Genomic DNA, 25,900 nt, shown 5'->3' with positions numbered 1-25,900 from the left:
AGATAGGCTGTGTCAACAGCCTATCCGGTGATTTTTGTAAATTATTCTTGTACGAGCGCTTCCTCAGAGACAACCTCTTCTTTTTGTTCTGCTTTTTCATCATGCGCAGAATGAATGCCAAGGTTTTTGTAGCGTTGTAATCCTGTTCCAGCTGGTACAAGCTTACCGATGATAACATTCTCTTTAAGTCCAAGAAGTTCATCACGCTTCCCTTTAATCGCTGCATCCGTTAGGACACGAGTCGTTTCCTGGAATGAAGCTGCTGATAAGAAGGAATCTGTTTCAAGAGACGCTTTTGTAATTCCCAATAAGACAGGGCGACCAGTTGCCGGTCGGTCATTACTTATTAAGACTTTACTATTGGCATCGTTAAACTTCTGAATTTCCACGAGTGATCCCGGTAATACACCAGTATCTCCAGCATCAACAACACGGATTTTACGAAGCATTTGACGAACCATTACCTCTACGTGCTTATCGCCAATTTCTACCCCTTGTAGACGATAAACTTTTTGAACTTCGCGTAAGAGGTATTCTTGAACGCCGCCCATGCCTGTTACTTTAAGCAGTTCTTTTGGATCAATTGAACCTTCAGTAAGTGTTTGACCTGCAACCACTTTATCACCAGGAACAACTTTTAGACGAGATCCATAAGGAATCGCATAGTTTTTCGTTTCAAGAGCGTTTTGAATCGTCACTTCACGCTTATCGCCATCCTTGACGTCGATTACATCTCCGTCAATTTCAGTGATTGTTGCTTGACCTTTAGGGTTACGAGCTTCAAACAATTCTTGAATACGCGGAAGACCTTGTGTAATATCGTCTCCGGCTACACCACCTGTGTGGAATGTACGCATTGTAAGCTGTGTTCCTGGCTCACCAATTGATTGAGCGGCAATAATACCAACCGCTTCACCAACTTCAACGTCGCTTCCCGTAGCGAGGTTACGACCATAACAAGCTTTACATACGCCGTGACGGGTATTACATGTAAATACAGAACGAATGGTGACTTCTTCAACACCTGCGTCAACAATTTGTTTTGCAATGTCTTCGCTCATTAATTCGCCGCGGCGAATAAGAACATCTTCTGTTTCTGGATGACGGACGGTTTTGAACGCCACACGACCGACAAGGCGGTCATATAGATTCTCGATTGTTTCTGTACCTTCTTTAATCGCAGCAACTTCAAGACCACGATCGGTACCACAATCATTTTCACGAACAATAACATCTTGTGCCACATCAACAAGTCGACGTGTAAGATAACCAGAGTCAGCGGTCTTAAGTGCTGTATCGGCAAGACCTTTACGCGCACCGTGGGTAGAGATAAAGTACTCGAGTACTGTTAGCCCTTCACGGAAACTTGATTTGATAGGAAGTTCAATGATACGTCCAGATGGGTTGGCCATTAGTCCACGCATACCAGCTAACTGTGTAAAGTTTGATGCGTTACCACGGGCACCTGAATCACTCATCATAAAGATTGGGTTACGCTCGTCAAGGGTTCCCATTAGCTTACTTTGAATCACGTCTTTCGCTTCACTCCAGATGGAGATAACACGATCATAACGCTCTTCCTCAGTAATTAGACCACGACGGAACTGCTTCGTAATACGCTCAACCTTTTTGTCTGCTTCTTCAAGGATCTCTTTTTTCTCAGATAGAACCACGATGTCAGATACACCAACGGTAATACCAGCTTTTGTTGAGTAAGTGAAACCAAGGTCTTTCATGCGGTCAAGCATCTTAGACGTTTCTGTAATCTTAAATTTCTTAAAGACTTCAGAAATGACGTTACCTAGGAATCCTTTCTTGAAAGGAGCAACAATTGGACGATTTTTAAATTCACCTTTGATATCTGTATCACTTGATACGAGATACTTATCTGGTGTTTCAACTTCAAGATTTAAGTTTGTAGGCTCATTCATATATGGGAATGAGTCTGGCATGATCTCATTAAAAATTAGCTTACCGACAGTTGTTAGGAGAAGCAAATCTTGTTGCTCTTCTTTAAACGTTGGTTTATTAAGAGAAGATACAGGAACTGCAACTCTTGTATGAAGGTGAACATAACCATTTTGATACGCAATAATGGCTTCATTTGTATCTTTAAATACAGAACCTTCGCCACGCGCTTCTGCATTTTCCATCGTTAAATAGTAGTTACCAAGTACCATATCCTGTGAAGGCGTTACAACCGGCTTACCATCCTTAGGGTTCAAGATGTTTTGGGCTGCTAGCATAAGGATACGCGCTTCAGCTTGCGCCTCTGCTGATAATGGTACGTGTACAGCCATTTGGTCACCGTCAAAGTCAGCATTGTAAGCTGTACATACGAGAGGGTGCAGTTTAATCGCACGGCCTTCAACTAAAATTGGTTCAAATGCTTGAATACCAAGACGGTGAAGAGTAGGTGCACGGTTCAATAGTACTGGATGTTCACGAATAACTTCTTCAAGGACATCCCATACTTCCGGCTGAACACGTTCTACTTTTCTCTTCGCACTTTTAATGTTATGAGCCAATCCTTTTGAAACAAGTTCTTTCATAACGAAAGGCTTAAATAGCTCAAGCGCCATTTCTTTTGGCAATCCGCACTGATACATTTTCAAGTTCGGTCCTACAACAATTACAGAACGACCAGAATAGTCAACACGTTTACCTAGTAAGTTTTGACGGAAACGACCTTGCTTCCCTTTTAGCATGTGAGAAAGTGATTTTAACGGGCGGTTACCAGGACCTGTAACAGGACGACCACGACGACCGTTATCAATCAACGCATCCACAGCTTCTTGAAGCATACGTTTCTCATTTTGAACGATAATATTTGGTGCGCCTAAATCTAAAAGACGCTTTAGACGATTATTACGGTTAATTACACGACGATATAAATCATTTAAATCAGAAGTTGCAAAACGTCCACCATCTAATTGCACCATTGGACGTAATTCCGGTGGAATAACAGGTAGAACATCAAGGACCATCCAAGAAGGTTCATTCCCTGAATTACGGAATGCCTCTAACACTTCTAGACGTTTGATTGCACGAGTACGTCTTTGCCCCTGTGCCGTTTCTAACTCTTCTTTTAACGCATTTACTTCTTTTAATAAATCAATATCAGCTAAAAGCTTACGAATCGCTTCAGCACCCATAGAAGCTGTAAACGTACGACCATATTTATCATAGTACGCACGGTACTCTTTTTCAGAGAGAAGTTGTTTCTTTTCCAGAGGCGTGTCGCCTGGATCTGTTACAACATAAGATGCAAAATAAATGACTTCCTCAAGAGAACGCGGGGACATATCTAGCACTAGCCCCATTCGGCTAGGAATCCCTTTAAAATACCAAATGTGAGAAACAGGTGCAGCTAATTCGATGTGCCCCATGCGCTCACGGCGTACTTTTGCACGAGTGACTTCAACGCCACATCGGTCACAAACGACACCTTTATAACGAACGCGTTTGTATTTCCCACAATGACATTCCCAGTCTTTTTGCGGGCCAAAGATACGCTCACAAAAAAGACCGTCTTTCTCCGGCTTTAACGTACGATAGTTAATCGTCTCAGGTTTCTTTACTTCACCACGAGACCAAGAACGAATCTTATTTGGCGATGCCAAACCAATTTTCATGTATTCAAAGTTATTTACATCGATCAAGGGGCCAACCTCCCTTATGATTTCCACTTATGTGGAGTCCCTTTTATAGGTGTTACTTTCCACCCTCTATAAATGGATGAGGGAAGGAGGATTTCTCCTCCCTCCTCACTATTAAGCTTGTGATTCGTTTGTTTCAAGTTGGAGATTTAGTTTTTCAGACGTTTGTTCGTCTTCATCATCTAACTCTCTCATTTCAATCTCTTCTTCATTGCTTGAAAGCATCTTTACGTCCATGCCGAGAGACTGTAATTCTTTAATTAATACTTTAAATGATTCAGGAACACCTGGCTCAGGAACATTCTCACCTTTAACGATTGCTTCGTACGTTTTCACACGTCCGACAACATCATCCGATTTTACAGTTAAAATCTCTTGAAGGGTATAAGCAGCTCCATAAGCTTCAAGTGCCCAAACTTCCATCTCCCCAAAACGCTGTCCACCGAACTGCGCTTTACCACCAAGCGGCTGCTGGGTAACAAGTGAGTAAGGCCCTGTTGAACGTGCATGAAGTTTATCATCAACCATGTGTGCAAGTTTAATCATATACATGATCCCTACAGATACACGGTTATCAAATGCTTCACCTGTACGTCCATCATAAAGAATTGTCTTCCCGTCACGAGCCATGCCCGCTTCGTCAAGCGTTCCCCATACATCTTCTTCACGCGCACCATCAAATACTGGTGATGCAACATGAATGCCAAGCTTACGAGCAGCCATTCCTAAATGGAGCTCAAGCACTTGTCCGATGTTCATTCGCGATGGTACCCCTAATGGGTTTAGCATGATGTCGATCGGTGTTCCGTCTGGAAGATACGGCATATCCTCTTCTGGAAGGATACGTGAGATAACACCTTTATTTCCGTGACGACCAGCCATCTTATCGCCTTGGTTAATTTTACGCTTTTGTACGATGTAAACACGTACAAGTTGGTTCACGCCTGGAGGAAGTTCATCGCCGTCTTCACGGTTGAAAATCTTCACATCTAAGACAATTCCATCTCCACCGTGTGGTGCACGGAGTGATGTATCTCGGACTTCACGCGCTTTTTCCCCAAAGATTGCGTGTAAAAGACGCTCTTCAGCCGTAAGTTCAGTTACACCTTTTGGCGTTACTTTACCAACGAGAATGTCGCCATCTTTAACTTCGGCTCCAACACGGATAATTCCACGCTCATCAAGGTTGCGCAGTGCATCCTCACCTACGTTTGGAATATCTCTTGTAATTTCTTCAGGTCCAAGTTTTGTATCACGAGCATCACTTTCATACTCTTCTATATGAACAGATGTATACACATCGTCTTTAACAAGACGCTCACTTAAAATGATCGCATCCTCGTAGTTATAACCTTCCCATGTCATGAAGCCGACAAGAACGTTACGACCAAGCGCCATTTCGCCTTGTTCCATTGAAGGACCATCGGCAAGGATTTCGCGTTTTTCAACAACGTCACCTTCACGCACAATTGGGCGTTGGTTATAACTTGTTCCTTGGTTCGAGCGAATAAATTTTTGTAGACGATATTTATCAAGGTCGCCTTTGACTTGCTTCCCGTCAACCTCTTCCATACGTCGTACCCAAATTTCTTTCGCTGTTACACGCTCAACTTCACCAGGATACTTTGATACAACCGCAGCTCCTGAGTCTTTCGCAGACATGTGTTCCATTCCTGTACCTACAAGAGGCGCTTCCGGAACTAACAATGGCACTGCCTGACGTTGCATGTTTGCTCCCATCAGCGCTCGGTTGGAGTCATCGTTTTCCAAGAACGGAATACAAGATGTTGCCGCTGATACAACCTGCTTCGGCGATACATCCATGTAATCAATTCGTTCGAAAGGAACAACCGTGTTTTCACCACGGAAACGAGCAATGATGTTTTCGTCAACAAATGAACCATCATCATTCAATTTCGCGTTCGCTTGGGCAACTACATAGTTATCCTCTTCATCTGCTGTTAAGTAATCAATACGAGCTGTTACTTTACCAGTCTCAGGGTCCACACGACGGTATGGTGTTTCCATGAAACCAAACTCGTTTACTTTCGCATAAGATGAAAGGGAGTTAATAAGTCCGATGTTCGGTCCCTCTGGCGTTTCAATCGGACACATACGGCCATAGTGAGAATAGTGAACATCTCGCACTTCCATGCCGGCACGTTCACGGGTTAAACCACCAGGTCCAAGGGCAGATAAACGGCGCTTATGCGTTAGCTCAGCAAGAGGATTTGTTTGGTCCATAAACTGAGAAAGCTGAGAACTACCAAAGAATTCTTTAATAGACGCAATAACCGGTCGAATGTTAATAAGCGCTTGTGGCGTAATCACATTCGGGTCTTGAATCGACATACGCTCACGAACCACACGCTCCATACGAGATAGACCAATACGGAACTGATTCTGTAAAAGCTCTCCAACTGAACGTAAACGACGGTTACCAAGGTGATCAATGTCATCTGTATCGCCAACACCGTGTAACAAGTTAAAGAAATAACTGATCGAAGCGATGATGTCTGACGGCGCAATATGCTTTACGTCACGGTCAACCATACCGTTGCCAATAACAGAAATGGTACGATCTTCATCAAGATCATCTGCCGCTTGAATACGAATCGATTGAATTTCCACATCTGATTCCTCAAGCACGCCACCAGAAGTACGAGCTGTACGGAAGCCGACGTTTTTCTCTAAATATGGAATAAGCTTATCAAGTGTACGACGGTCTAGAAGCGTTCCCTCTTCTGCCAGTACTTCGCCTGTTTCAGGATCGACTAACTTTTCTGCTAAACGCTGATTAAATAGACGGTTCTTAATATGAAGCTTTTTATTAATCTTATAACGTCCAACATTCGCTAAATCATAGCGCTTCGGATCAAAGAAACGAGACTCTAACAAACTCTTCGCATTTTCAACTGTCGGTGGCTCTCCCGGACGTAGACGCTCATAGATTTCTAACAGCGCTTTGTCCGTTGAATCTGTGTTGTCTTTTTCAAGGGTCGCACGCAAGTACTCATTTTCACCTAAAAGGTCAATGATTTCTTGATCAGAACCAAAACCTAGCGCACGTAGTAATACCGATACAGGAATTTTTCTTGTACGATCGATACGAACATAAACGATGTCTTTTGCATCTGTTTCAAGTTCAAGCCACGCTCCACGATTCGGAATAACGGTAGCTGTGAACCCTTTTTTACCGTTTTTATCAAGTTTTTGGCTGTAATACACACTAGGTGAACGAACAAGCTGAGATACGATAACACGTTCTGCGCCATTGATGACAAACGTGCCTGTTTCTGTCATGAGAGGGAAATCTCCCATAAATACTTCTTGTTCTTTTACTTCACCTGTCTCTTTGTTGATTAGACGTACTTTCACTCTTAATGGAGCAGCAAAAGTTACATCACGCTCTTTCGACTCATCAACCGGATATTTAGGTTCACCCAAGCTGTAGTCAATAAATTCCAAGACTAAGTTACCTGTAAAGTCTTGGATTGGAGAAATATCTTGGAACATTTCTCTTAAACCCTCATCAAGAAACCATTGATAAGAAGCTGTCTGAATTTCAATTAAGTTTGGCAGATCCAGCACTTCATTAATTCGCGCATAGCTTCTTCGCTGGCGGTGACGTCCATACTGAATTAGTTGACCTGTCAACTGATTCACCCCTTAAATCTCGCGTTTTAGTATCTAAACTTACAACTGTTTGATTATCATTGACTCATAGTCAAACAGATTGATCCTAATGTCTTACATGATCTAACACAAAAATGTTAGACTATACAAAACGAACAAAAAGCTTTATAGTATGAAAATCAGAAACATTTTTCATATAAATACGTATTGCTCTAGCATAACCAAAAATGAACCGTTTCAATCATTGAGCGTTCTCTCATGAATTTGGAAACGGCATTTTAGGCAGTTATACGCATTAAATAATAATAGCATAGAGAAAAAACCAAGTCAATTTTTTCTTGCAAAAAAGATAAAATACCCCTTATCCTTCTTTTTCACTTCGACCGCTTCTTCTCCAAAAAGCAACTCTAACTTTGATCGTGTAGACGATGCACCTTGCTTTTTCTGAATAACTACCCATAATGTCCCACCAGGGAGTAGCCTCTTCCATGCATCTTCATAAATATCATGAACCGTCTTCTTACCGGCTCTAATTGGTGGGTTCGTCATAATCGAAGCAAACTCTTCATCAGCACTTAAATCAGAAACGCCGTTTTCATAGCAGCGAACTTCGCAATTGCTTACACCATTTGTTGATGCATTTTTTTTAGCTAACTGACACGCACGTTCATTTACATCTAGCATGACAACATGACGGTTTGCATACGCCTTTGCAATCGATAAACCAATAGGCCCATAACCGCAACCAACATCCAACATCTTCCCACTCACTTCAGGAGCTTCGTAGGATTCTATTAAAAGCCTGCTACCAAAATCAACTTCTCCTTTTGAAAACACACCACGATCGGTTGTGAAAGATAGGACCGTTTCTCTTAATGTATAGTTCCACGTTCGCTCATCATGGTCAACCTTTGGTGAACGGGAGTAGTAATGATCACTCAACAAAATCTCTCCTTTTCTTTATGGGAAAAGAAGGCCCGCGGAAATGTTCCACGGACCTTCTTTTTGATGTTAAGAGAAATTACTTAACTTCTACGCTAGCGCCTGCTTCTTCAAGCTTGCCTTTGATTTCTTCAGCATCTTCTTTAGAAATACCTTCTTTGATTGGAGCTGGAGCACCATCAACAAGTGCTTTCGCTTCTTTAAGTCCAAGACCAGTGATTTCACGAACCACTTTGATTACGCCGATTTTAGATGAACCAGCAGACTCAAGTACTACATCAAATTCAGTTTGCTCAGCTGCTGCTTCTCCGCCACCTGCTGCTACTGCTACTGGAGCTGCTGCTGTTACACCAAACTCCTCTTCGATTGCTTTTACAAGGTCATTTAGCTCAAGAACTGTCATTTCTTTGATCGCTTCAATGATTTGATCTTTACTCATTGTAAATCCTCCTAATTCGATTATCTGTTATAGTTTAGGCGGTTAACTTACGCGCCTTGTTCTTCTTTTTGTTCTGCAACTGCTTTTGTTGCAAGTGCGAATTGACGAACTGGTGCTTGAAGTACGTTTGCAAGCATAGAAAGTAAACCGTCACGAGATGGAAGCTCAGCTAGTGCTTTCACTTCTGCAGCCGTAGCAACTTCACCTTCGATTACACCTGTCTTGATTTCAAGCGCTTCATTCTTCTTCGCAAATTCATTGATGACTTTCGCTGGCGCGATAACATCTTCTGCACCAAACGCGATTGCAGTTGGTCCAACAAGGTGTTCATCTAAACCAGTGTAGCCAGTTTCAGCTGTAGCACGACGCACAAGCGTGTTTTTGTATACTTTATACTCAACACCAGCTTCACGCAATTGCTTACGAAGTTCTGTTACTTGCGCAACATTAAGACCACGGTAATCAACAACTACTGTTGATTTGCTATCTTTTAGCTTCGCAGCAATTTCATCTACAACTTGTTGCTTTTGCTCGATAATATTGCTCATTGTTACACCTCCTGTAAAACGAATTGCATACCGTCCGGTTCCATATAGAAAGCCCTCGCGCAAGACACACGAGGGCAATTCACTCTAAACAAGAGATCTATTTGCTCACCTCGGTAGGAATGTTTTAAGCTTAATCGCTCCTACTGTCTACGGCATGACTATATTAATCACATGATAGAACTTACCACAGCTCTACTAGTAATGTCAAATGCAATTATTTAGCGTATGCTGAAGTAACAACACGAACACCAGGGCCCATTGTTGATGCTACTGCGATATTTCTAACATACGTACCTTTTGCAGCAGCAGGCTTTACTTTGTGAAGTGTTTCAATGATTGTTTTGAAGTTATCATTAAGCTTCGCTGAGTCAAAAGAAATTTTCCCGATTGGTACGTGAATGTTTCCAGACTTATCAACGCGGTATTCTACTTTACCAGCTTTGATCTCTTCAACAGCTTTTGTTACATCAAATGTAACAGTTCCTGTTTTCGGGTTAGGCATTAGACCTTTTGGTCCAAGCACACGACCAAGACGACCAACTTGAGCCATCATGTCAGGAGTCGCAACGATTACATCAAAATCAAACCAACCTTGGTTGATTTTATTGATAAGATCATCTTCTCCAACAAAATCTGCTCCAGCCGCTTCTGCTTCCTTCGCTTTTTCACCTTTAGCAAACACAAGAACACGCTGTGTTTTACCAGTTCCGTGTGGTAGTACAACTGCACCACGGATTTGCTGGTCTGCTTTTTTAGGGTCAACGCCAAGACGGACAGCAACTTCAACTGATTCGTCAAATTTAGCGATTGATGTTTTCTTTACTAATTCAATAGCTTCTTCTGCTTGATACGACTTATCGCGATCAACAAGCTTCAAAGCATCTGTATATTTCTTACTTCTTTTAGCCATTTTATTTCCTCCTCGTATGTGGTATTAACGGATAGTCCTCCCACTATTTGAAAGGTTGCAGCTCAAGAGTGAGCGCAACCCTTCAGCAAACGAACCAATTAGTCTTCGATCACAATACCCATACTGCGGGCAGTACCTTCAACCATAAGCATTGCTGCTTCTACAGAAGCTGCATTTAAATCTGGCATCTTCGTTTCAGCGATTTCGCGTACTTTATCGCGCTTAACCGTTGCAACTTTAGTACGGTTCGGCTCACCAGAACCTGACTCGATTCCTGCTGCTTTCTTTAGAAGAACTGCAGCTGGTGGCGTTTTTGTGATGAATGTAAACGAACGGTCCTCAAACACAGTGATCTCAACTGGAATGATTAGACCCGCTTGGTCAGATGTACGAGCGTTAAACTCTTTACAGAATCCCATGATGTTAACACCTGCTTGACCAAGAGCTGGTCCAACTGGTGGTGCCGGATTGGCTTTACCTGCTGGGATTTGTAGTTTTACCATTTTAATTACCTTTTTAGCCACGTGACATACCTCCTTAAGTCCGTGATGTGGTTAGCCGGATATGTCAAATTCATATCCTCCCACTCAAAAAGACGGATGCAAAAGCATCCGACTGTAAAGTATACTTTCATACTAAACATTAAGATTCTATCACCTAAATGCAGATGGTGCAAGTTTTTTATGAAATCTTTTCTACTTGCGCAAACTCTAGTTCAATCGGTGTTTCTCTTCCAAACATGTTCACATGAACTTTTAACTTTTGCTTGTCCAACTGAATCTCTTCAATTGTACCAACAAAATCTGCAAATGGTCCTGTTTTCACTTTAACAGATTCTTTAATTTCAAAGTCAACGTCCATATGTTGTTCTTCTACACCCATTTGCTTCAGAATACGCTCAACCTCATCAGGCATTAACGCAGTTGGCTTAGAACCAGCACCTGAAGAACCAACGAAGCCCGTTACACCTGGTGTATTCCGCACAACGTACCAAGAGTCATCTGTCATAACCATTTCTACTAATACATAACCTGGAAAGACTTTCTTTGTCACTTGTTTTGTTTTTCCGTTCTTTGTTTCCGTCTCTTCTTCAACAGGAACCAAAACACGGAAAATGTGATCCGTCATTTCCATTGATTCCACACGTTTTTCTAAATTTGCTTTTACTTTGTTTTCATAACCTGAATACGTGTGTACCACAAACCAATTCTTTTCCATTTTTCAGGACAGTTGTCCTTCCCTCCTTCTAATACACATTTATTTTCTTATTGTAAAAATCGTAATAAAAACGAAATTGCTTCATCCACTACGAAAAAGAATCCAACCATAACTGTTAATGTTGCTAATACAACAAGTGTATATTTTGTAAGTTCTTTTCTAGTTGGCCATGATACTCGCTTCATTTCTTTGCCTACATTGCGAAGAAACGTCACAGGGCCCTTTCTTTCATCAGCCATCTTGCTAGGAGCACCTCCATTGTTTGGAATCTCGAAAAAGAAACGCCTCATAGGACGTTTTCTAAGCTAATTATTTTGTTTCTGAATGGAGCGTATGTTCATTGCATCGTTTGCAAAATTTCTTCATTTCTAATCGGGCGTGCGTTTTGTTATCCGCTGGATACGAGTAGTTTCTCGCTTGGCAACGTTCACAAGCCAAAATGCGTTTTTTCATTAAAATTCTACACCTCCAACGAATCCACATGCCCTTAGACTCTAGCACAGCTAGTAGGTAGTGTCAATCTATGGCAAAAGAATAAAAGAGCGGGACACAGGTCCACGCCCTTATTCTCTATAGCATTACACTCTTTAATTCAACGTAACGTTCAAGCTTTCGTTTTACACGTTGAAGCGCATTATCAATCGATTTAACATGGCGTTTTAAATCTATTGATATCTCCTGATAGGTTCGCCCATCTAAATAAAGCATTAATACTTGCCGTTCTAATTCACTTAAGATCTCACTCATTTTGCCTTCAATGTAGGAAAATTCTTCTCTGTTAATTAACAATGCTTCTGGATCTGTGATTTTGTTTCCACAAATGACATCCATTAGCGTTCGATCTGATTCCTCATCATATAAAGGCTTGTCCAATGAGACATAGGAATTTAGCGGTATATGTTTCTGTCTCGTTGCTGTTTTGATCGCCGTGATAATTTGTCTAGTGATACATAGTTCTGCAAATGCTTTAAACGAAGAAAGCTTGTCCCCATTGAAATCTCGTACCGCTTTATAAAGTCCAATCATTCCCTCTTGCACGATATCTTCGTGATCAGCGCCAATTAAGAAATAAGACCGTGCCTTCGCTCTGACAAAATTGCGGTACTTACCAATTAAATGCTCTAATGCAAGTGTATTGCCTGTTCGAACTTCGTTAATTAGTGAATCATCTTCCCAGTTAACAAACGAATTTTCCTGAAACCTTACTGCGACTTCATCTACTAGACCTGCACCCAAACTAATCACTCCTCGCGATTGCATAGACATAATGTTGTGAAAAGTTATACACATTATATAGTACATTTTTCTAGCAGGTCAACAGCTTATTTGTCACCTCGACGCCATTTTTCAAAAATTTCAGCAACTTCCTTTGATAAGCTAATTTTCGACGATTCTTGCACTAACTTTGTCTTTTGTACCATTTTGTCGATTCGTTTTGAAGCTAGCTCTGTTTCAATTAAAAGCTCTTTCGCTGATTTACGTAATGCGCCGCTTCCAAACACAACAGATTGCTCCGCCATGTCAGAAGTCGCCACATAAATGACGCGGTCAATTCGTTTTAACTCACGAGCTAGCTTCTCAATTCGTTCATCTGCGGTTTCTTTATTTTTTGTATAAATTACATCCACTCGGTGCGTGTGATAGGCCTTTCCGATCCCAGAAACCATATGTGCATCGAACACAACCTTAACGTCATACCCTGTATAGGCTGCGTATTCAGCGAGCATACCTACAAGCTTGTCCCTTGCCTGCCCTAGATCTTTATCTTTGAGCCGCTGTAATTCAGGCCACGCTCCAACCATGTTATAGCCATCAACGAGCAGAATGTTCATTTCAATCGATTCCTTTTCTTTTTCGGAACACTTCATACATTAATAAACTAGCAGCAACTGAAGCATTCAACGACGTTACATTTCCAACCATGGGAATCTGTAACAAGAAATCACATTTCTCTTTTACTAAGCGACTAATTCCTTTGCCTTCACTCCCAATTACGAGCCCAAGGGGCAAATCAAAAGAACCTTGATTGTAGTTTTGATCACCTTTAGCATCAGTGCCAGCAAACCATAGACCGCGCTTTTTTAAATCGTCCATTGTTCGCGTAATGTTTGTCACTCGCGCAACAGGAATGTATTCAATCGCCCCTGTAGATGACTTTGCGACGGTTTGTGTTAAACCAACTGCACGGCGTTTTGGAATAATAATTCCATGAGCGCCGACTGCATCAGCTGTACGCATAATTGAGCCTAAATTATGCGGGTCTTCAATTTCATCGAGAATGAGAAAGAACGGATCTTCTCCTTTTTCCTCAGCTTTTGCAAACAAATCATCAATCTCTGCATAGCTATATGCAGCTATAGATGCAACCACGCCTTGATGGTTTTGGTGGCCAACGAGCTGATCAAGCTTTTTCTTAGGTGCCGTTTGGACAAGAATGTTCTTTTCTTTCGCTAGCTGAATCAGATTCGTCATTTGACCTCGTTGCGACCCTTCTCCGACCCAGACTTTGTGAATTTCTCGCCCAGACTTTAGGGATTCGATGACTGGATTTTTCCCTGTAACAAATTCACTTTGACTTTCATTAGGTGCTTCACTCGGTTGACGATTGCTTTTATCCGGGCTGCGCTTGGGTTTTCCTTTTTTCTCATGTGGTGGACGTTCTTTTTTCATGATTCCAGCCCTCCTTTATCTTTAATGATTTGAACAGCTTGATTCATCAACTGCTCTAAACGTTCGTTTTCCTCTAATACATATAAGTAACCTAGTAGTGCTTCAAACCCTGTAGAATTACGATATGTCGCGATGTCAGTGTTTTTAGGAACAGTATGAGACTTTGCGTTTCTTCCTCTTTTCACGACTGCTATATCCGCTTCACTTAACCAGCCTTTATTTTCTAATTCATGCAGGATATACGACTGTGCTTTTGCAGATACGTAGGTAGTTGCTGCACGGTGCAGTCTGTTTGGGCGTACAGCCCCATCTTTAAGAAGCTCAAAACGAACGTGCTTCTCAAAGACGGCATCCCCCATATAAGCTAAAGCTAAACCATTTAACTGCTTCCATTCCATTTTTGACTTCACGTTATCCTCGCTTCCATCTCACACCTTGAGCCGTATCCTCCAACAAGATCTTTTTTTCTTTCAGTGTATCTCGAATCTCGTCTGCACGAGCAAAATTCCTTGCTTTCCGTGCTTCATTTCGCTCTTCGATGAGCGCATCAATCTCTTCATCTAACAACGCTTGTTCTTGATGTAGCTGTATGCCTAATACGTCACTAATTTCTTCAAAGAGTTGTAGAAACGCTGATAACACCGCTTTTGATGTTTGTGCTTCGTTCGCATACACATTTGCCTCTTTTGTTAAATCAAATAAGACACTAATGGCATTCGCACTATTAAAATCGTCGTCCATTTCCGTGATAAAACGCTGTTTATACGTTTCAATTTTTTCAAGCCACTGTTCTTTCTCGCCTAAATCAACGCTTTCGTTTAAACGATGTTTTAAATTCGTAACCGCATTTCTTAATCGCTCTAAACTTGTCGTTGCGCTTACCAATAATTCATCACTAAAGTTAATTGGTGTACGATAGTGAGTCGTTAGCATAAAATATCGGACAACTTCTGCCGGATATTGTTGAATAATGTCATGGGCTAATACGAAGTTACCAAGGGATTTCGACATCTTTTCGTTATTAATGTTGACAAACCCGTTATGCATCCAGTAATTCGCTAATTTTCTACCTGTTAATGATTCAGATTGCGCAATTTCATTTTCGTGGTGTGGGAACGTTAAATCTTTTCCTCCTGCATGAATATCGATTGTATCGCCTAAATTCTTTTTAATCATTGCGGAACATTCAATATGCCAGCCAGGTCGACCATGTCCCCAAGGACTTTCCCATGAAATTTCCTCTGGTTTTGCCGCTTTCCATAAAACAAAGTCAACTGGATCTTCTTTTCGTTCATCTACGCCAATTCGTGCACCGCTTTGTAACTCGTTTAACGATTGGCCAGAGAGCTTGCCATAGTCATCAAATTTTCTTGTACGGAAATAGACGTCGCCACCTGCTTCATAGGCAAATCCTTTTTCCTCTAATTGCTTAATAAAATCAATAATATCATCCATTGTTTCCGTCACACGTGGGTGCATATCCGCTTTCTGAACATTTAATGCCTCTGTATCAGCATGATAAGCTTCAATAAAACGTTCAGCCACTTCAAATACTTCTTCACCAAGTTCTTGAGCAGCGCGGATAATCTTATCATCTACATCTGTAAAGTTAGAAATAAAGGTAACATCGTAACCACGGTAGACGAGATAACGTCTCACCATGTCATACACGATCGGAGGTCTTGCATTCCCAATATGAATATAATTGTAAACCGTTGGGCCACAGAAATACATTTTCACTTTACCTGGCTCCATTGGTTTAAACTCTTCTTTTCGATTGGTTAAGCTATTATAAATTCTTAACATCGTTAACTTCCTTTCCAGTCTCTATGATCCGTCTAAACAATTGGTATCGTTACGTCGTCTAGCGACTATTCTCTTCTGATAACCGGGCACACTCTTGTTTTAAACGCTGAATTTCTTTTTCCATTTCTGAAATACTGTCGGCAATTGGGTCAGGTAATGAATGATCTAATGTATGCGAAGAAGCTACTTTTTTTCCGTTTTTGATAACAATTTTTCCTGGTATCCCTACAACCGTTGAGTATGGAGGTACTTCTTTTAGCACAACGGATCCCGCACCAATTCGTGCTTGCTCGCCAATCGTAAAGGATCCAAGTACTTTTGCTCCAGTCGCAATTAACGCACCATCTCTCACCGTTGGATGTCGCTTTCCCTTTTCTTTTCCAGTTCCACCTAATGTCACACCTTGGAAAATCGTCACGTCATCGCCAATCTCACACGTTTCTCCGATTACGACACCCATCCCATGGTCAATAAAGAGCCTCTCGCCAATTTGAGCCGCAGGATGAATTTCAATTCCCGTTAGAAAGCGAGCGAACTGTGCGAGTAATCGTGCTAAAAAAAAGCACCCTCTTTTCCATAATGCGTGAGCAATCCGATGCCCCCAGATCGCATGTACGCCTGAATACGTAAAAATGATTTCTAGCCTATTTCGAGCTGCTGGATCTCGGTCAAATACAACATCAATGTCGCTTAACATGGTTCGCAATAAACTCAATCGATTTCCCTCCTTTTTGTGACAATAAAAAACCTCCGTACCTACAGTAGGTACAGAGGCACATTTTGTACGGTTCCACTCTGTTTTCCAGCATTACTCTGGATCTCTTCAACCTTAACGTGGTTTACCGCTCACTCCTACTACGCGTATGCATTCAAAGCAAGATTCATGGGTGCATGTTCAACACATTCCTTCTAAATGACTTCCAGCTCTTGGTCATTCTCTCTGTAGAACTCCTGTGTTTACTTTTCCCAATCAACATGTATGTCTATATGCTATTGTTGTACCGCTTCATGTAAGCGACTTGTTACAACCGCTTTCCCTAGAAGTTCAATCGTATCGCCAAGTTCGGGCCCGTGTGTTTGACCACTTACAGCGGCACGAATCGGCATAAATAATTTCTTCCCTTTATGTCCTGTAGCTTTCTGCGTTGCTTTAATGGCCTTTTTAATTTCCGGAACAGTATACTCTTCTAACTGATCAAGCTCGTTCGCAAATTGTGTAAGCACTTCTGGTACTTGTTCTTCGGCTAAAACCGCTTTCGCATCTTCTGTATAATCTACGTCTTTTTTGAAAAATTGTTCCGTCAACGTGACGATTTCTGCGCCATATTGCATTTGCTCTTGGTAAAGACCGATTAAACGCTTTGCCCACTCTAAACGCTCTTCGCCCATATTTTCGGAAATGCGCCCACTAGAAACCAAATGAGGTAAAGCAAGCTCAATGACACTCTCTAAACTCGCTTCTTTAATGTACTGGTTATTCATCCAAGCAAGCTTGTCTGTATCAAATACAGCAGGAGCTTTTGAAACCCGATCAAGCGTAAATTGCTCCTCTAATTGTTTGAGCGTAAAGATCTCTTCTTCCCCTACAGGAGACCAACCTAGTAAAGCTAAGAAATTAACCAATGCTTCTGGCATATAGCCGAGCTCTTTATACTGTTCCACAAACTGAATGATGGATTCATCACGCTTACTCATTTTTTGGCGGTCTGGATTTAAGATTAGGGATGCGTGCGCAAACGTCGGCACTTCCCAACCGAATGCTTCAAACAAAAGAATTTGTCTTGGCGTATTTGATAGATGCTCTTCTCCACGGATAACGTGACTAATCTTCATAAGATGATCATCGATGACAACAGCAAAGTTATACATCGGCACGCCATCTTTACGAGCGATAACAAAATCACCAATTCCGTTTGAATCAAACGATACTTCTTCTCTTACCGAGTCTTGGAACGTGATCATTTGATTTTGTGGAACTTTAAAACGAACAACCGGTTTAATCCCCTTTGCTTCATACGCCGCACGCTCTTCTTCCGTTAAATCACGATCGCGGCCACTATACTTTGGCATTTCACCGCGTGCTTTTTGCGCTTCACGCTCTGCCTCAAGCTCTTCTTCGGTCATATAACAATAATACGCTTTGTTTTCATCTATGAGTTGTTGAACATAATCTCTATATAAATGAACGCGCTCCATTGAGCGGTATGGACCATATTGTCCTTCAGCAGTATCAACACTTTCGTCCCATTGAATTCCTAGCCATCTCAAGCTATCCATTAGCTTTTCAGTTGCCGTTTCCACATTTCTTGCTTGATCTGTATCTTCAATACGAAGTACAAATGTCCCACCTGTATGCTTCGCCATTAAATAGTTAAACAATGCTGATCTTGCTCCACCAATATGTAAATGTCCAGTTGGACTTGGAGCAAACCGTACCCGTACTTCTTTTGCCATGTCGCTGCACTCCTCTAGCTCTTATTCTGAATTATTCTAGCACGTTCTACCTGCAAAACAAAGATGGATTAGCTTTTCGTTAACAAAATAACCGCTTGAGCTGCAATTCCTTCTTCACGACCGACGAAACCTAACTTTTCTGTTGTCGTCGCTTTTAAGCCAACATTTTTAATATCCGTTTCCAAAAGTTGCGCAATTTGTTGGCGCATTGGATCAATATACGGGGCAAGTTTTGGTTTTTGTGCCATCACCGTGCAGTCCACATTCCCTAATGTATAACCCTCTTCCTTTACTAACGCCCAAACTTTTTGCAACAGTACTTTTGAATCCGCATCTTTAAATGCTTCGTCCGTATCAGGAAAATGCTTTCCTAGATCGCCAGCAGCGATTGCACCTAGGGCTGCATCTGTAATGGTGTGTAAAAGTACATCTGCATCAGAATGACCGAGTAATCCTTTATGATGAGGAATTTCCAGACCTCCGAGGATTAAGGGTCTTCCCTCTACTAGTTGATGTACATCATACCCTTGTCCGATTCGAATCATGTTCTGTTTTCTCCTTTGTTTTCAAGATCGTCTCTGCAAATAATAGATCTTCTGCTGTCGTTAATTTTATATTCAAATAGTCACTTTCAACAATCGCTACTTGATTTCCTTGTCGTTCAAGCAAACTTGCATCATCTGTGCCCAAGTACGCTGCTTGCCTCGCCTCTTCATGTGCAGTCATGATTAAATGATATTGAAACCCTTGCGGCGTTTGTGCAGACCATAAGTCATCTCGTTGTACCGTCTCACTTATGGCACCTGACGTTACTTTTTTTATCGTGTCTTTCACAGGAACCGCGGCAATTGCTCCACCTTGCACGTTCGCTTGAGCCACTACTTTACCAATCACGTCTTGCGTCACAAAGGGTCTTGCACCATCATGAATTAAAACAAGATCCGATTCTGTCATCGCTTGCAGTGCAGCGTAGACACTGTCTTGCCTCTCTTTTCCACCTACAACAAATTGACCTACCTTTTCAACTGCATACGATTGAACAAGATGCTGCATGTCCTCTTTTTCTTCCCTACTTACAACAAGCATAATTTCTTTACACTGTGAATCCTGTTCAAACAAACGGAGCGAATGAATAATGAGTGGGATGTCGCCTAGCTTAATCAACTGTTTATTAAAGCCAGCCTTCATTCGCTTCCCTTGACCCGCAGCCAAGACAATTGCTTTATATTCCATCTTAATCTCCTTCAACTATACCTTACCCGTAGTTTACCACGGAAGCTACATTTGCTCAAAAAAACCTGCCCTAAGAAGGACAGGTTTCTTGAATACCCTTACTGGGCCTTTTCTAGCGATTTCGGTTTAGCAAAGATCATTCTGCCTGCACTTGTTTGCAAGACACTTGTCACCGTAACGTCGGTATGTTTATTAATCCAATCACGACCACCTTCTACGACGATCATGGTACCGTCGTCTAGATAAGCAACCCCTTGGTGGTTTTCTTTACCTTCTTTAATGACATGTACACTTAAGACTTCTCCTGGCAATACTACAGGCTTAACAGCGTTAGCCAAGTCATTAATATTTAATACTTGAACACCTTGTAGCTCGCACACTTTATTTAAGTTAAAGTCATTTGTCACAACGACACCTGACGTCACTTTCGCTAATTTAACAAGCTTGCTATCTACTTCTTGTATCTCTTCAAAATCGCCTTCATAAATTTCCACATCGATAGGAAGTTCTTTTTGAATTCGATTTAATATATCAAGACCTCTTCGTCCACGGTTTCGTTTTAATGCATCTGATGAATCTGCAATATACTGTAGCTCATCTAGCACAAATTGCGGGATCACGAGCGTTCCCTCTAAAAAGTTCGTTTGGCAAATATCTGCAATTCTTCCGTCAATGATAACACTGGTATCTAGAATTTTTAGCTGTTGCCCACTTTTTTCATTCTCGTCATCTTCGTCTTTCTTCTTCTGACCCTCACGTTCCTTTGGAGTACGAACAGATTGAATAAATTGCATCATCTCATCACGCTTTTTAAATCCAATTTGGAAACCAAGATAACCAACTAATATTGTAATGAAACTCGGCAAAATGTCGCTAATAACAGGGAAATCAAATAAATTTAACGGCGTACCTGCTAAATAACCGACAATTAACCCAACGATAAGACCGATTGAACCCGTTAATACATCCGCTATCGGGGCTTTCACAATCGTTTCTTCGACCATTTTGAAAAAATTAACAATATAACGTGCTATAAACAACGATACGATAAAAAATAGTAGTGCACCAATGGTCGCTCCTGTGTATGGGGTATCTAACCAAGCGGGTACAACATAACCTGTCGCATCAATCAATTCTGGAACAAACAAAACACCTAATGTGGCTCCGGCCAATATAAAAAAGATCTGAATAATCCATTTAAGCATGCATGTATACACCTCCTTGTAGCTATTATAGACAAGTATACAACTCTCAAACCTAGCAAACTGGATTTCCCACAAAAAAACATGAAATATTGAATTCTACAAGATTAACGTTTCAATTTAGACACAAAAAGAAGGGAAATCGCCCTTCTTTTTTAAATGTGTCGGTCTACAAACAATTGTTCCTGTATCCGACTCAATCCATTTTTTATCATTTTGGCACGAGCTTCTCCAATTCCGTCTACTTCATCTAATTGTTCGACAGTTGCAACCATGACGCTGGATAGATGGCCGTATTCATTAATGACATTCTCAATAATTTGAGATGGAAGTCTAGGAATACGATGAAGAATTCGATAACCACGAGGAGAGGCAGGTTGATCAAGGAAATTGGTTGATCTTCCAAATCCAAGTGCTTTCACAATTGCCTGCTCATCTAATAAATCTTCATTTAAAAGGTTCGTCAATTCAGCCAACGTTTTTGTCACGTCTTGATGGCGATCTTTCGAATAATCTTTTAATAGATGTATGGCCTCTTGCTCCGTATTAGAGACAAGCTCTCTTAACTGCATCGTAATGAGACGTCCTTCATCCCCAAGTTCCAACACAAAGTTTTGGATTTCCTGTTTAATTCGTAAGACCATCTGTACTCTATGGATTACCTGCACTACATCGCTATACGTAACAAGCTGTTCAAACTCCATAGCACCTAGATTCGTAATACTTTGATCTAAGACAGAACGATATTTTTCAAGGGTTTGAATCGCTTGGTTGGCTTTTGTTAAAATGACGCCAATATCCTTTAACGCATAACGATGCTCTCCTTGATAAAGGGTAATCACGTTTCGTCTTTGTGAAATCGAAATCGTTAAGTTACCAGTTTGTTTTGCTACCCGTTCCGCAGACCGATGTCGAATGCCTGTTTCGCTCGATGTAATATTGTTATTAGGGACTAGCTGAGTATTCGCATATAAAATACGCTTTCCGTCCTCACTTAAAATAATTGCACCATCCATTTTTGCTAACTCATACAAATATGCCGGGGAAAAATCACTGTTTATAAAAAAGCCACCATCTACAATGTTCATCATTTCGTTGTTATAGCCTAAAACAATTAGACCACCGGTATTCGCACGCAACACGTTATCAATCCCAGCTCGCAAAGGTGTACCAGGCGCTACTAATTTTAAGATATTTTGGATAAAAGCTGTTCGATTTCTCTCTTCCATTTCCTACTACCTCCCTAAAGCAACATCGAGTGCTTTATCAAGCGTTGCCACGCCTACTATTTCAATTCCCTCAGGCGTCGTCCAACCACCTAAGTTCTTTTCTGGAATAATAACGCGCTTAAAGCCTAGCTTCGCCGCTTCATTTACTCTCTGTTCTATTCTAGATACCCGTCTAATTTCACCTGTTAAACCTACTTCTCCAATTGCAACATCCATCGGCTCTGTTGGTTGATTCCGAAAGCTAGAGGCAATACTTAGTGCAATGGCTAAATCAACGGCCGGTTCATCCAGCTTCACACCCCCAGCCACTTTTAAATACGCATCTTGATTTTGTAACAGCATGCCAATTCTTTTTTCTAAGACCGCCATTAAAAGTGACACACGGTTATGATCTAATCCAGTAGCCATTCGTCTTGGATTTCCGAATCCCATAGGTGAAATCAATGCCTGTAACTCCACAAGAACAGGTCTTGTCCCTTCCATTGAAGCCACAACCACTGAACCTGCAGCACCTTGTGAACGCTCCTCCAGAAAGATTTCAGATGGATTAAGCACTTCTTCTAGACCTAGTTCCTTCATTTCAAAAATGCCCATTTCATTCGTTGAACCAAAACGGTTTTTTACGGCTCGAAGAATTCTATACGTATGATGGCGCTCCCCTTCAAAGTACAACACCGAATCAACCATATGTTCGAGCATTTTAGGCCCTGCAATGGACCCTTGCTTCGTTACGTGGCCAACAATAAAAACAGCCGTTCCTCTTGTTTTTGCAATGCGCATAAACGTAGCTGTGCACTCGCGAACTTGAGCAACACTTCCAGGCGCTGAAGTTAATTCCTCTTGATAGACGGTTTGAATAGAATCAATGATTACTAAAGAGGGCTGTACTTGATCAATCGCTTGTTCAATAAGAGATACATCGGTTTCCGCAAGTACATAGAGATCTTCTGACGAGAGCTCTAATCGATCCGCTCTCAGTTTCGTCTGTTTTACAGACTCTTCTCCTGAAATGTACAGTACCCGCTCTTTCGTTTTTGCTAACTTCGCAGATAATTGCAATAAAAGTGTTGATTTTCCGATTCCCGGATCACCACCTACCAAGACAAGAGAACCTGGGACAATCCCCCCACCAAGCACCCGATTCAACTCTGTCATCGTCGTACTCACACGTGGTTCCTTCTCGCTCACGACACTTGTTATTGGTTGGGCTTTATGAATCGTTGCACCTGACGTGACATAACTTCTTGATCGTTGCTTTTCTTGTACTGCTTTTTCTTCCACCAATGTATTCCAGCTTTGACACCCTGGACATTTCCCCATCCATTTCGCTGATTCATATCCGCATTCTTGACAGACAAATTTCGTTTTTGCTTTTGCCATCGTTCATTCCTCCGTTACTTTCCACTATGCCAAGTGTACCAAAAACAAGGAAAAAACGCTTGATTTTTAAAAAAACCGGAGGATCTTCTCCTCCGGTTATCCGTACTTATACACTTGTTTCTTCTTTTGCCTCAACCGTTAGTTGACCGTCTTTAACAAAAATAACTGCTTTTTGTCCTTTGACAATCGTTCCTTTTAACAGTTCTTCAGACAAACGATCTTCAACTTCTTTTTGTAATGCACGACGTAACGGACGTGCACCATACTCTGGATCGTAACCTGCTTCCGTAATCTTGTCTTTCGCTTCTTCCGTCAGTTCAAAGTCAATCCCTTGTTCAGATAATCGACTCTTCAGCTGATCAGCCATCATGGTAATGATTTCTCGAACATGCTTTTTCTCAAGGGCATGGAAGACAACAATCTCATCAATACGGTTTAGAAATTCTGGTCTAAAGCTATTCTTCAGTTCAGACATCACACGATCTTTCATATCTTTGTATTCTTGACCTTCTGTCTCTGTAGAGAAGCCAAGATACTTATTGCGCTTTAATTGAGACGCCCCAACGTTTGATGTCATAATAACTGCTGTGTTGCGGAAATCAACTGTACGACCTTTTGAATCCGTCAATCGGCCGTCCTCTAACACTTGCAATAAAATGTTAAATACGTCTGGGTGAGCTTTCTCAATTTCATCTAATAAAATAACAGAGTACGGTTTACGGCGAATTTTTTCCGTTAATTGGCCGCCTTCCTCATGTCCTACATAGCCTGGAGGTGAACCGACAAGACGACTCGTCGCATGCTTCTCCATATACTCAGACATATCAATTCGAATAACAGAGTCCTCATCGCCAAACAACGTCTCTGCAACCGCACGAGCAAGTTCTGTTTTACCGACACCTGTTGGGCCAAGGAAAATAAATGAACCAATTGGACGCTTCGGATCTTTAAGCCCCGCTCTTGCACGACGAACGGCTTTCGAGATGGATTTAACTGCTTCTTCTTGACCAACAATGCGGTCGTGCAAGATGCTTTCCATTTTTAAGAGACGCTCGGTTTCTTCTTCCGCTAGCTTTGAAACAGGAATTCCAGTCCAGCTCGCCACAACTTGGGCAATGTCTTCTACAACCACTTCTGTATTTTCTTGACCTTGCTTTTTCTTCCACTCATTTTTCATTTCTTCTAACTCTTCACGTAAACGCTGTTCAGAATCACGTAAAGATGCAGCTTTTTCGAACTCTTGACTTTGTACAGATGCATCTTTTTCTTTCCGTGTTTCTTCTAACTTCGCTTCAAGTTCTTTTAAGTTTGGTGGCGCTGTATAAGAACGTAAGCGTACTTTTGAAGCCGCCTCATCAATTAAATCAATCGCTTTATCTGGTAAGAAGCGATCTGAGATATAGCGATCTGAAAGTTTCACCGCTTCTTCTACTGCACCGTCTGTAATCGTTACACGGTGGTGCGCTTCATAGCGATCACGTAGCCCGTAAAGGATTTGAACGGATTCATCAAGCGTTGGCTCATCAACTTGAATTGGTTGGAAACGACGCTCTAGAGCCGCATCTTTTTCGATATACTTACGATACTCATCAAGAGTTGTTGCCCCAATACATTGCAGTTCACCACGAGCTAAAGAAGGTTTCAAGATATTAGATGCATCAATGGCGCCTTCAGCACCACCTGCACCAATTAATGTGTGTAGCTCATCAATGAACAGAATGACATTTCCAGCTTGACGAATTTCATCCATCACTTTTTTCAAACGATCTTCAAATTCACCACGGTATTTCGTACCGGCTACTACCGTACCCATGTCTAATGTCATCACACGCTTATTACGAAGCGTCTCAGGTACTTCATTCGCAATGATACTTTGAGCCAATCCTTCTGCTATGGCTGTTTTACCAACACCTGGTTCACCAATAAGTACAGGGTTGTTCTTTGTACGTCTGCTTAACACTTGAATGACGCGCTCAATCTCTTTACTACGTCCTATAACAGGATCGAGAGTTTCTTCTCGAGCAATCGCCGTTAAATCTCTTGCTAAACTATCAAGTGTAGGAGTGTTTGCATTCGCTGTTGAACCACCAGCTTGCGCAGAGCTGCCACCTTCATTGCTTCCAAGCAGTTGTAATACTTGTTGTCTCGCTTTATTCAAACTCACACCTAAGTTATTTAGCACACGGGCCGCAACGCCTTCTCCTTCACGAATCAAACCTAGTAAAATATGTTCTGTTCCTACGTAGGAATGACCTAACTTTCTTGCTTCATCCATTGACAGTTCAATAACTTTTTTTGCTCGAGGTGTGTAGTGAGGGGTACTCTGAATACTTTTTTGTACTTCTTGGCCCTTCCCTACTAATCCTTCTACTTCTTTTTGAAGTTTATCTGATCCTAAACCAAGCTGCTGAAGAGCTTTGGCCGCAATTCCTTCACCTTCACGAATCAAACCTAACAAGATATGCTCCGTTCCAATGTTATGATGGCTCAAGCGAATTGCTTCTTCTTGTGAAAGAGCTAATACCTTTTGTGCACGCTCAGAAAATCTTCCAAACATCATAAAAATGACACCTC

General features: G+C 41.5%; 23 protein-coding genes and 2 other annotated features. All 23 genes read right to left on the bottom strand.

All coding sequences use genetic code 11. The features are described from left to right. Positions 1–41 precede the first annotated feature (41 nt). Positions 42–3,662 carry a DNA-directed RNA polymerase subunit beta' gene (gene rpoC, locus ABC361_RS00560; protein ID WP_413072208.1) on the bottom strand — a complete coding sequence of 1,207 codons (3,621 nt, stop codon included), beginning with the start codon at positions 3,660–3,662 and terminating at the stop codon, positions 42–44. A gap of 111 nt (positions 3,663–3,773) precedes the next feature. After that, positions 3,774–7,316 carry a DNA-directed RNA polymerase subunit beta gene (rpoB, locus tag ABC361_RS00555; protein ID WP_413072207.1) on the bottom strand — a complete coding sequence of 1,181 codons (3,543 nt, stop codon included), beginning with the start codon at positions 7,314–7,316 and terminating at the stop codon, positions 3,774–3,776. Between the two features lie 306 nt (positions 7,317–7,622). After that, positions 7,623–8,237: a class I SAM-dependent methyltransferase gene (locus ABC361_RS00550; RefSeq protein ID WP_413072206.1), complete on the bottom strand. Its 615-nt coding sequence runs from the start codon at positions 8,235–8,237 to the stop codon at positions 7,623–7,625. 79 nt (positions 8,238–8,316) lie between these two features. Next, on the bottom strand, positions 8,317–8,676 hold the full coding sequence (rplL, locus tag ABC361_RS00545) for a 50S ribosomal protein L7/L12 (protein ID WP_099305485.1): 360 nt from the start codon (positions 8,674–8,676) through the stop codon (positions 8,317–8,319). 47 nt (positions 8,677–8,723) lie between these two features. Then, positions 8,724–9,224 (bottom strand): 50S ribosomal protein L10, encoded by a 501-nt coding sequence (rplJ, locus tag ABC361_RS00540; protein WP_413072205.1) that lies wholly within the window; start codon positions 9,222–9,224, stop codon positions 8,724–8,726. 36 nt (positions 9,225–9,260) lie between these two features. Further along, positions 9,261–9,395 (bottom strand) — a sequence feature (ribosomal protein L10 leader region). Positions 9,396–9,438: 43 nt separating this feature from the next. Then, positions 9,439–10,134 (bottom strand): 50S ribosomal protein L1, encoded by a 696-nt coding sequence (gene rplA / locus ABC361_RS00535; RefSeq protein ID WP_413072204.1) that lies wholly within the window; start codon positions 10,132–10,134, stop codon positions 9,439–9,441. A 98-nt stretch (positions 10,135–10,232) separates the two neighbouring features. Continuing rightward, positions 10,233–10,658, bottom strand: a complete 426-nt coding sequence (gene rplK / locus ABC361_RS00530; RefSeq protein ID WP_035421288.1) for a 50S ribosomal protein L11 — start codon at positions 10,656–10,658, stop codon at positions 10,233–10,235. A gap of 157 nt (positions 10,659–10,815) precedes the next feature. Beyond that, positions 10,816–11,352, bottom strand: a complete 537-nt coding sequence (gene nusG, locus ABC361_RS00525; RefSeq protein ID WP_099305493.1) for a transcription termination/antitermination protein NusG — start codon at positions 11,350–11,352, stop codon at positions 10,816–10,818. A 47-nt stretch (positions 11,353–11,399) separates the two neighbouring features. Next, a complete protein-coding gene (gene secE / locus ABC361_RS00520; protein ID WP_176554494.1) occupies positions 11,400–11,591 on the bottom strand; it encodes a preprotein translocase subunit SecE in 192 nt (63 codons plus the stop codon). A gap of 70 nt (positions 11,592–11,661) precedes the next feature. After that, on the bottom strand, positions 11,662–11,805 hold the full coding sequence (rpmG, locus tag ABC361_RS00515) for a 50S ribosomal protein L33 (protein WP_413072203.1): 144 nt from the start codon (positions 11,803–11,805) through the stop codon (positions 11,662–11,664). A 117-nt stretch (positions 11,806–11,922) separates the two neighbouring features. Next, positions 11,923–12,588 (bottom strand): RNA polymerase sporulation sigma factor SigH, encoded by a 666-nt coding sequence (gene sigH / locus ABC361_RS00510; RefSeq protein WP_413072202.1) that lies wholly within the window; start codon positions 12,586–12,588, stop codon positions 11,923–11,925. Between the two features lie 86 nt (positions 12,589–12,674). After that, positions 12,675–13,184: an NYN domain-containing protein gene (locus ABC361_RS00505; protein ID WP_413072201.1), complete on the bottom strand. Its 510-nt coding sequence runs from the start codon at positions 13,182–13,184 to the stop codon at positions 12,675–12,677. Position 13,185: 1 nt separating this feature from the next. Continuing rightward, on the bottom strand, positions 13,186–14,022 hold the full coding sequence (gene rlmB, locus ABC361_RS00500) for a 23S rRNA (guanosine(2251)-2'-O)-methyltransferase RlmB (RefSeq protein ID WP_413072200.1): 837 nt from the start codon (positions 14,020–14,022) through the stop codon (positions 13,186–13,188). After that, a complete protein-coding gene (locus ABC361_RS00495; protein WP_413075691.1) occupies positions 14,019–14,420 on the bottom strand; it encodes a Mini-ribonuclease 3 in 402 nt (133 codons plus the stop codon). Before ABC361_RS00495 ends, rlmB begins: the two co-directional genes overlap by 4 nt. 13 nt (positions 14,421–14,433) lie before the next feature. Continuing rightward, the gene (cysS, locus tag ABC361_RS00490; protein WP_413072199.1) at positions 14,434–15,828 is read right to left on the bottom strand and encodes a cysteine--tRNA ligase; all 1,395 of its coding nucleotides are present in this window, start codon (positions 15,826–15,828) and stop codon (positions 14,434–14,436) included. Positions 15,829–15,886: 58 nt separating this feature from the next. Continuing rightward, positions 15,887–16,525, bottom strand: a complete 639-nt coding sequence (cysE, locus tag ABC361_RS00485) for a serine O-acetyltransferase (protein ID WP_413075690.1) — start codon at positions 16,523–16,525, stop codon at positions 15,887–15,889. Positions 16,526–16,594: 69 nt separating this feature from the next. After that, positions 16,595–16,811: a binding site (T-box leader), on the bottom strand. A 7-nt stretch (positions 16,812–16,818) separates the two neighbouring features. Beyond that, positions 16,819–18,282 (bottom strand): glutamate--tRNA ligase, encoded by a 1,464-nt coding sequence (gltX, locus tag ABC361_RS00480; protein ID WP_413072198.1) that lies wholly within the window; start codon positions 18,280–18,282, stop codon positions 16,819–16,821. Between the two features lie 68 nt (positions 18,283–18,350). Next, positions 18,351–18,827, bottom strand: coding sequence for a 2-C-methyl-D-erythritol 2,4-cyclodiphosphate synthase (ispF, locus tag ABC361_RS00475; protein WP_413072197.1), 477 nt, complete (start codon positions 18,825–18,827; stop codon positions 18,351–18,353). Then, positions 18,802–19,515 (bottom strand): 2-C-methyl-D-erythritol 4-phosphate cytidylyltransferase, encoded by a 714-nt coding sequence (ispD, locus tag ABC361_RS00470; protein ID WP_413072196.1) that lies wholly within the window; start codon positions 19,513–19,515, stop codon positions 18,802–18,804. Before ispD ends, ispF begins: the two co-directional genes overlap by 26 nt. 98 nt (positions 19,516–19,613) lie before the next feature. After that, on the bottom strand, positions 19,614–20,720 hold the full coding sequence (locus tag ABC361_RS00465; protein WP_413072195.1) for a PIN/TRAM domain-containing protein: 1,107 nt from the start codon (positions 20,718–20,720) through the stop codon (positions 19,614–19,616). 152 nt (positions 20,721–20,872) lie between these two features. Then, positions 20,873–21,946, bottom strand: coding sequence for a DNA integrity scanning diadenylate cyclase DisA (disA, locus tag ABC361_RS00460; protein ID WP_413072194.1), 1,074 nt, complete (start codon positions 21,944–21,946; stop codon positions 20,873–20,875). 6 nt (positions 21,947–21,952) lie between these two features. Beyond that, entirely contained in the window at positions 21,953–23,326 is a 1,374-nt protein-coding gene (radA, locus tag ABC361_RS00455) for a DNA repair protein RadA (RefSeq protein ID WP_413072193.1), read from the bottom strand. A gap of 106 nt (positions 23,327–23,432) precedes the next feature. Beyond that, positions 23,433–25,886, bottom strand: a complete 2,454-nt coding sequence (gene clpC / locus ABC361_RS00450; protein ID WP_413072192.1) for an ATP-dependent protease ATP-binding subunit ClpC — start codon at positions 25,884–25,886, stop codon at positions 23,433–23,435. Positions 25,887–25,900: the final 14 nt, after the last annotated feature.

This window comes from Shouchella phoenicis, assembly GCF_047238345.1.
In the GTDB taxonomy this organism is placed as follows: domain Bacteria; phylum Bacillota; class Bacilli; order Bacillales; family Bacillaceae_D; genus Shouchella.
The sequence above is the reverse complement of the archived record's forward strand: the minus strand, read 5'-3'. Positions and strand labels throughout refer to the sequence as shown.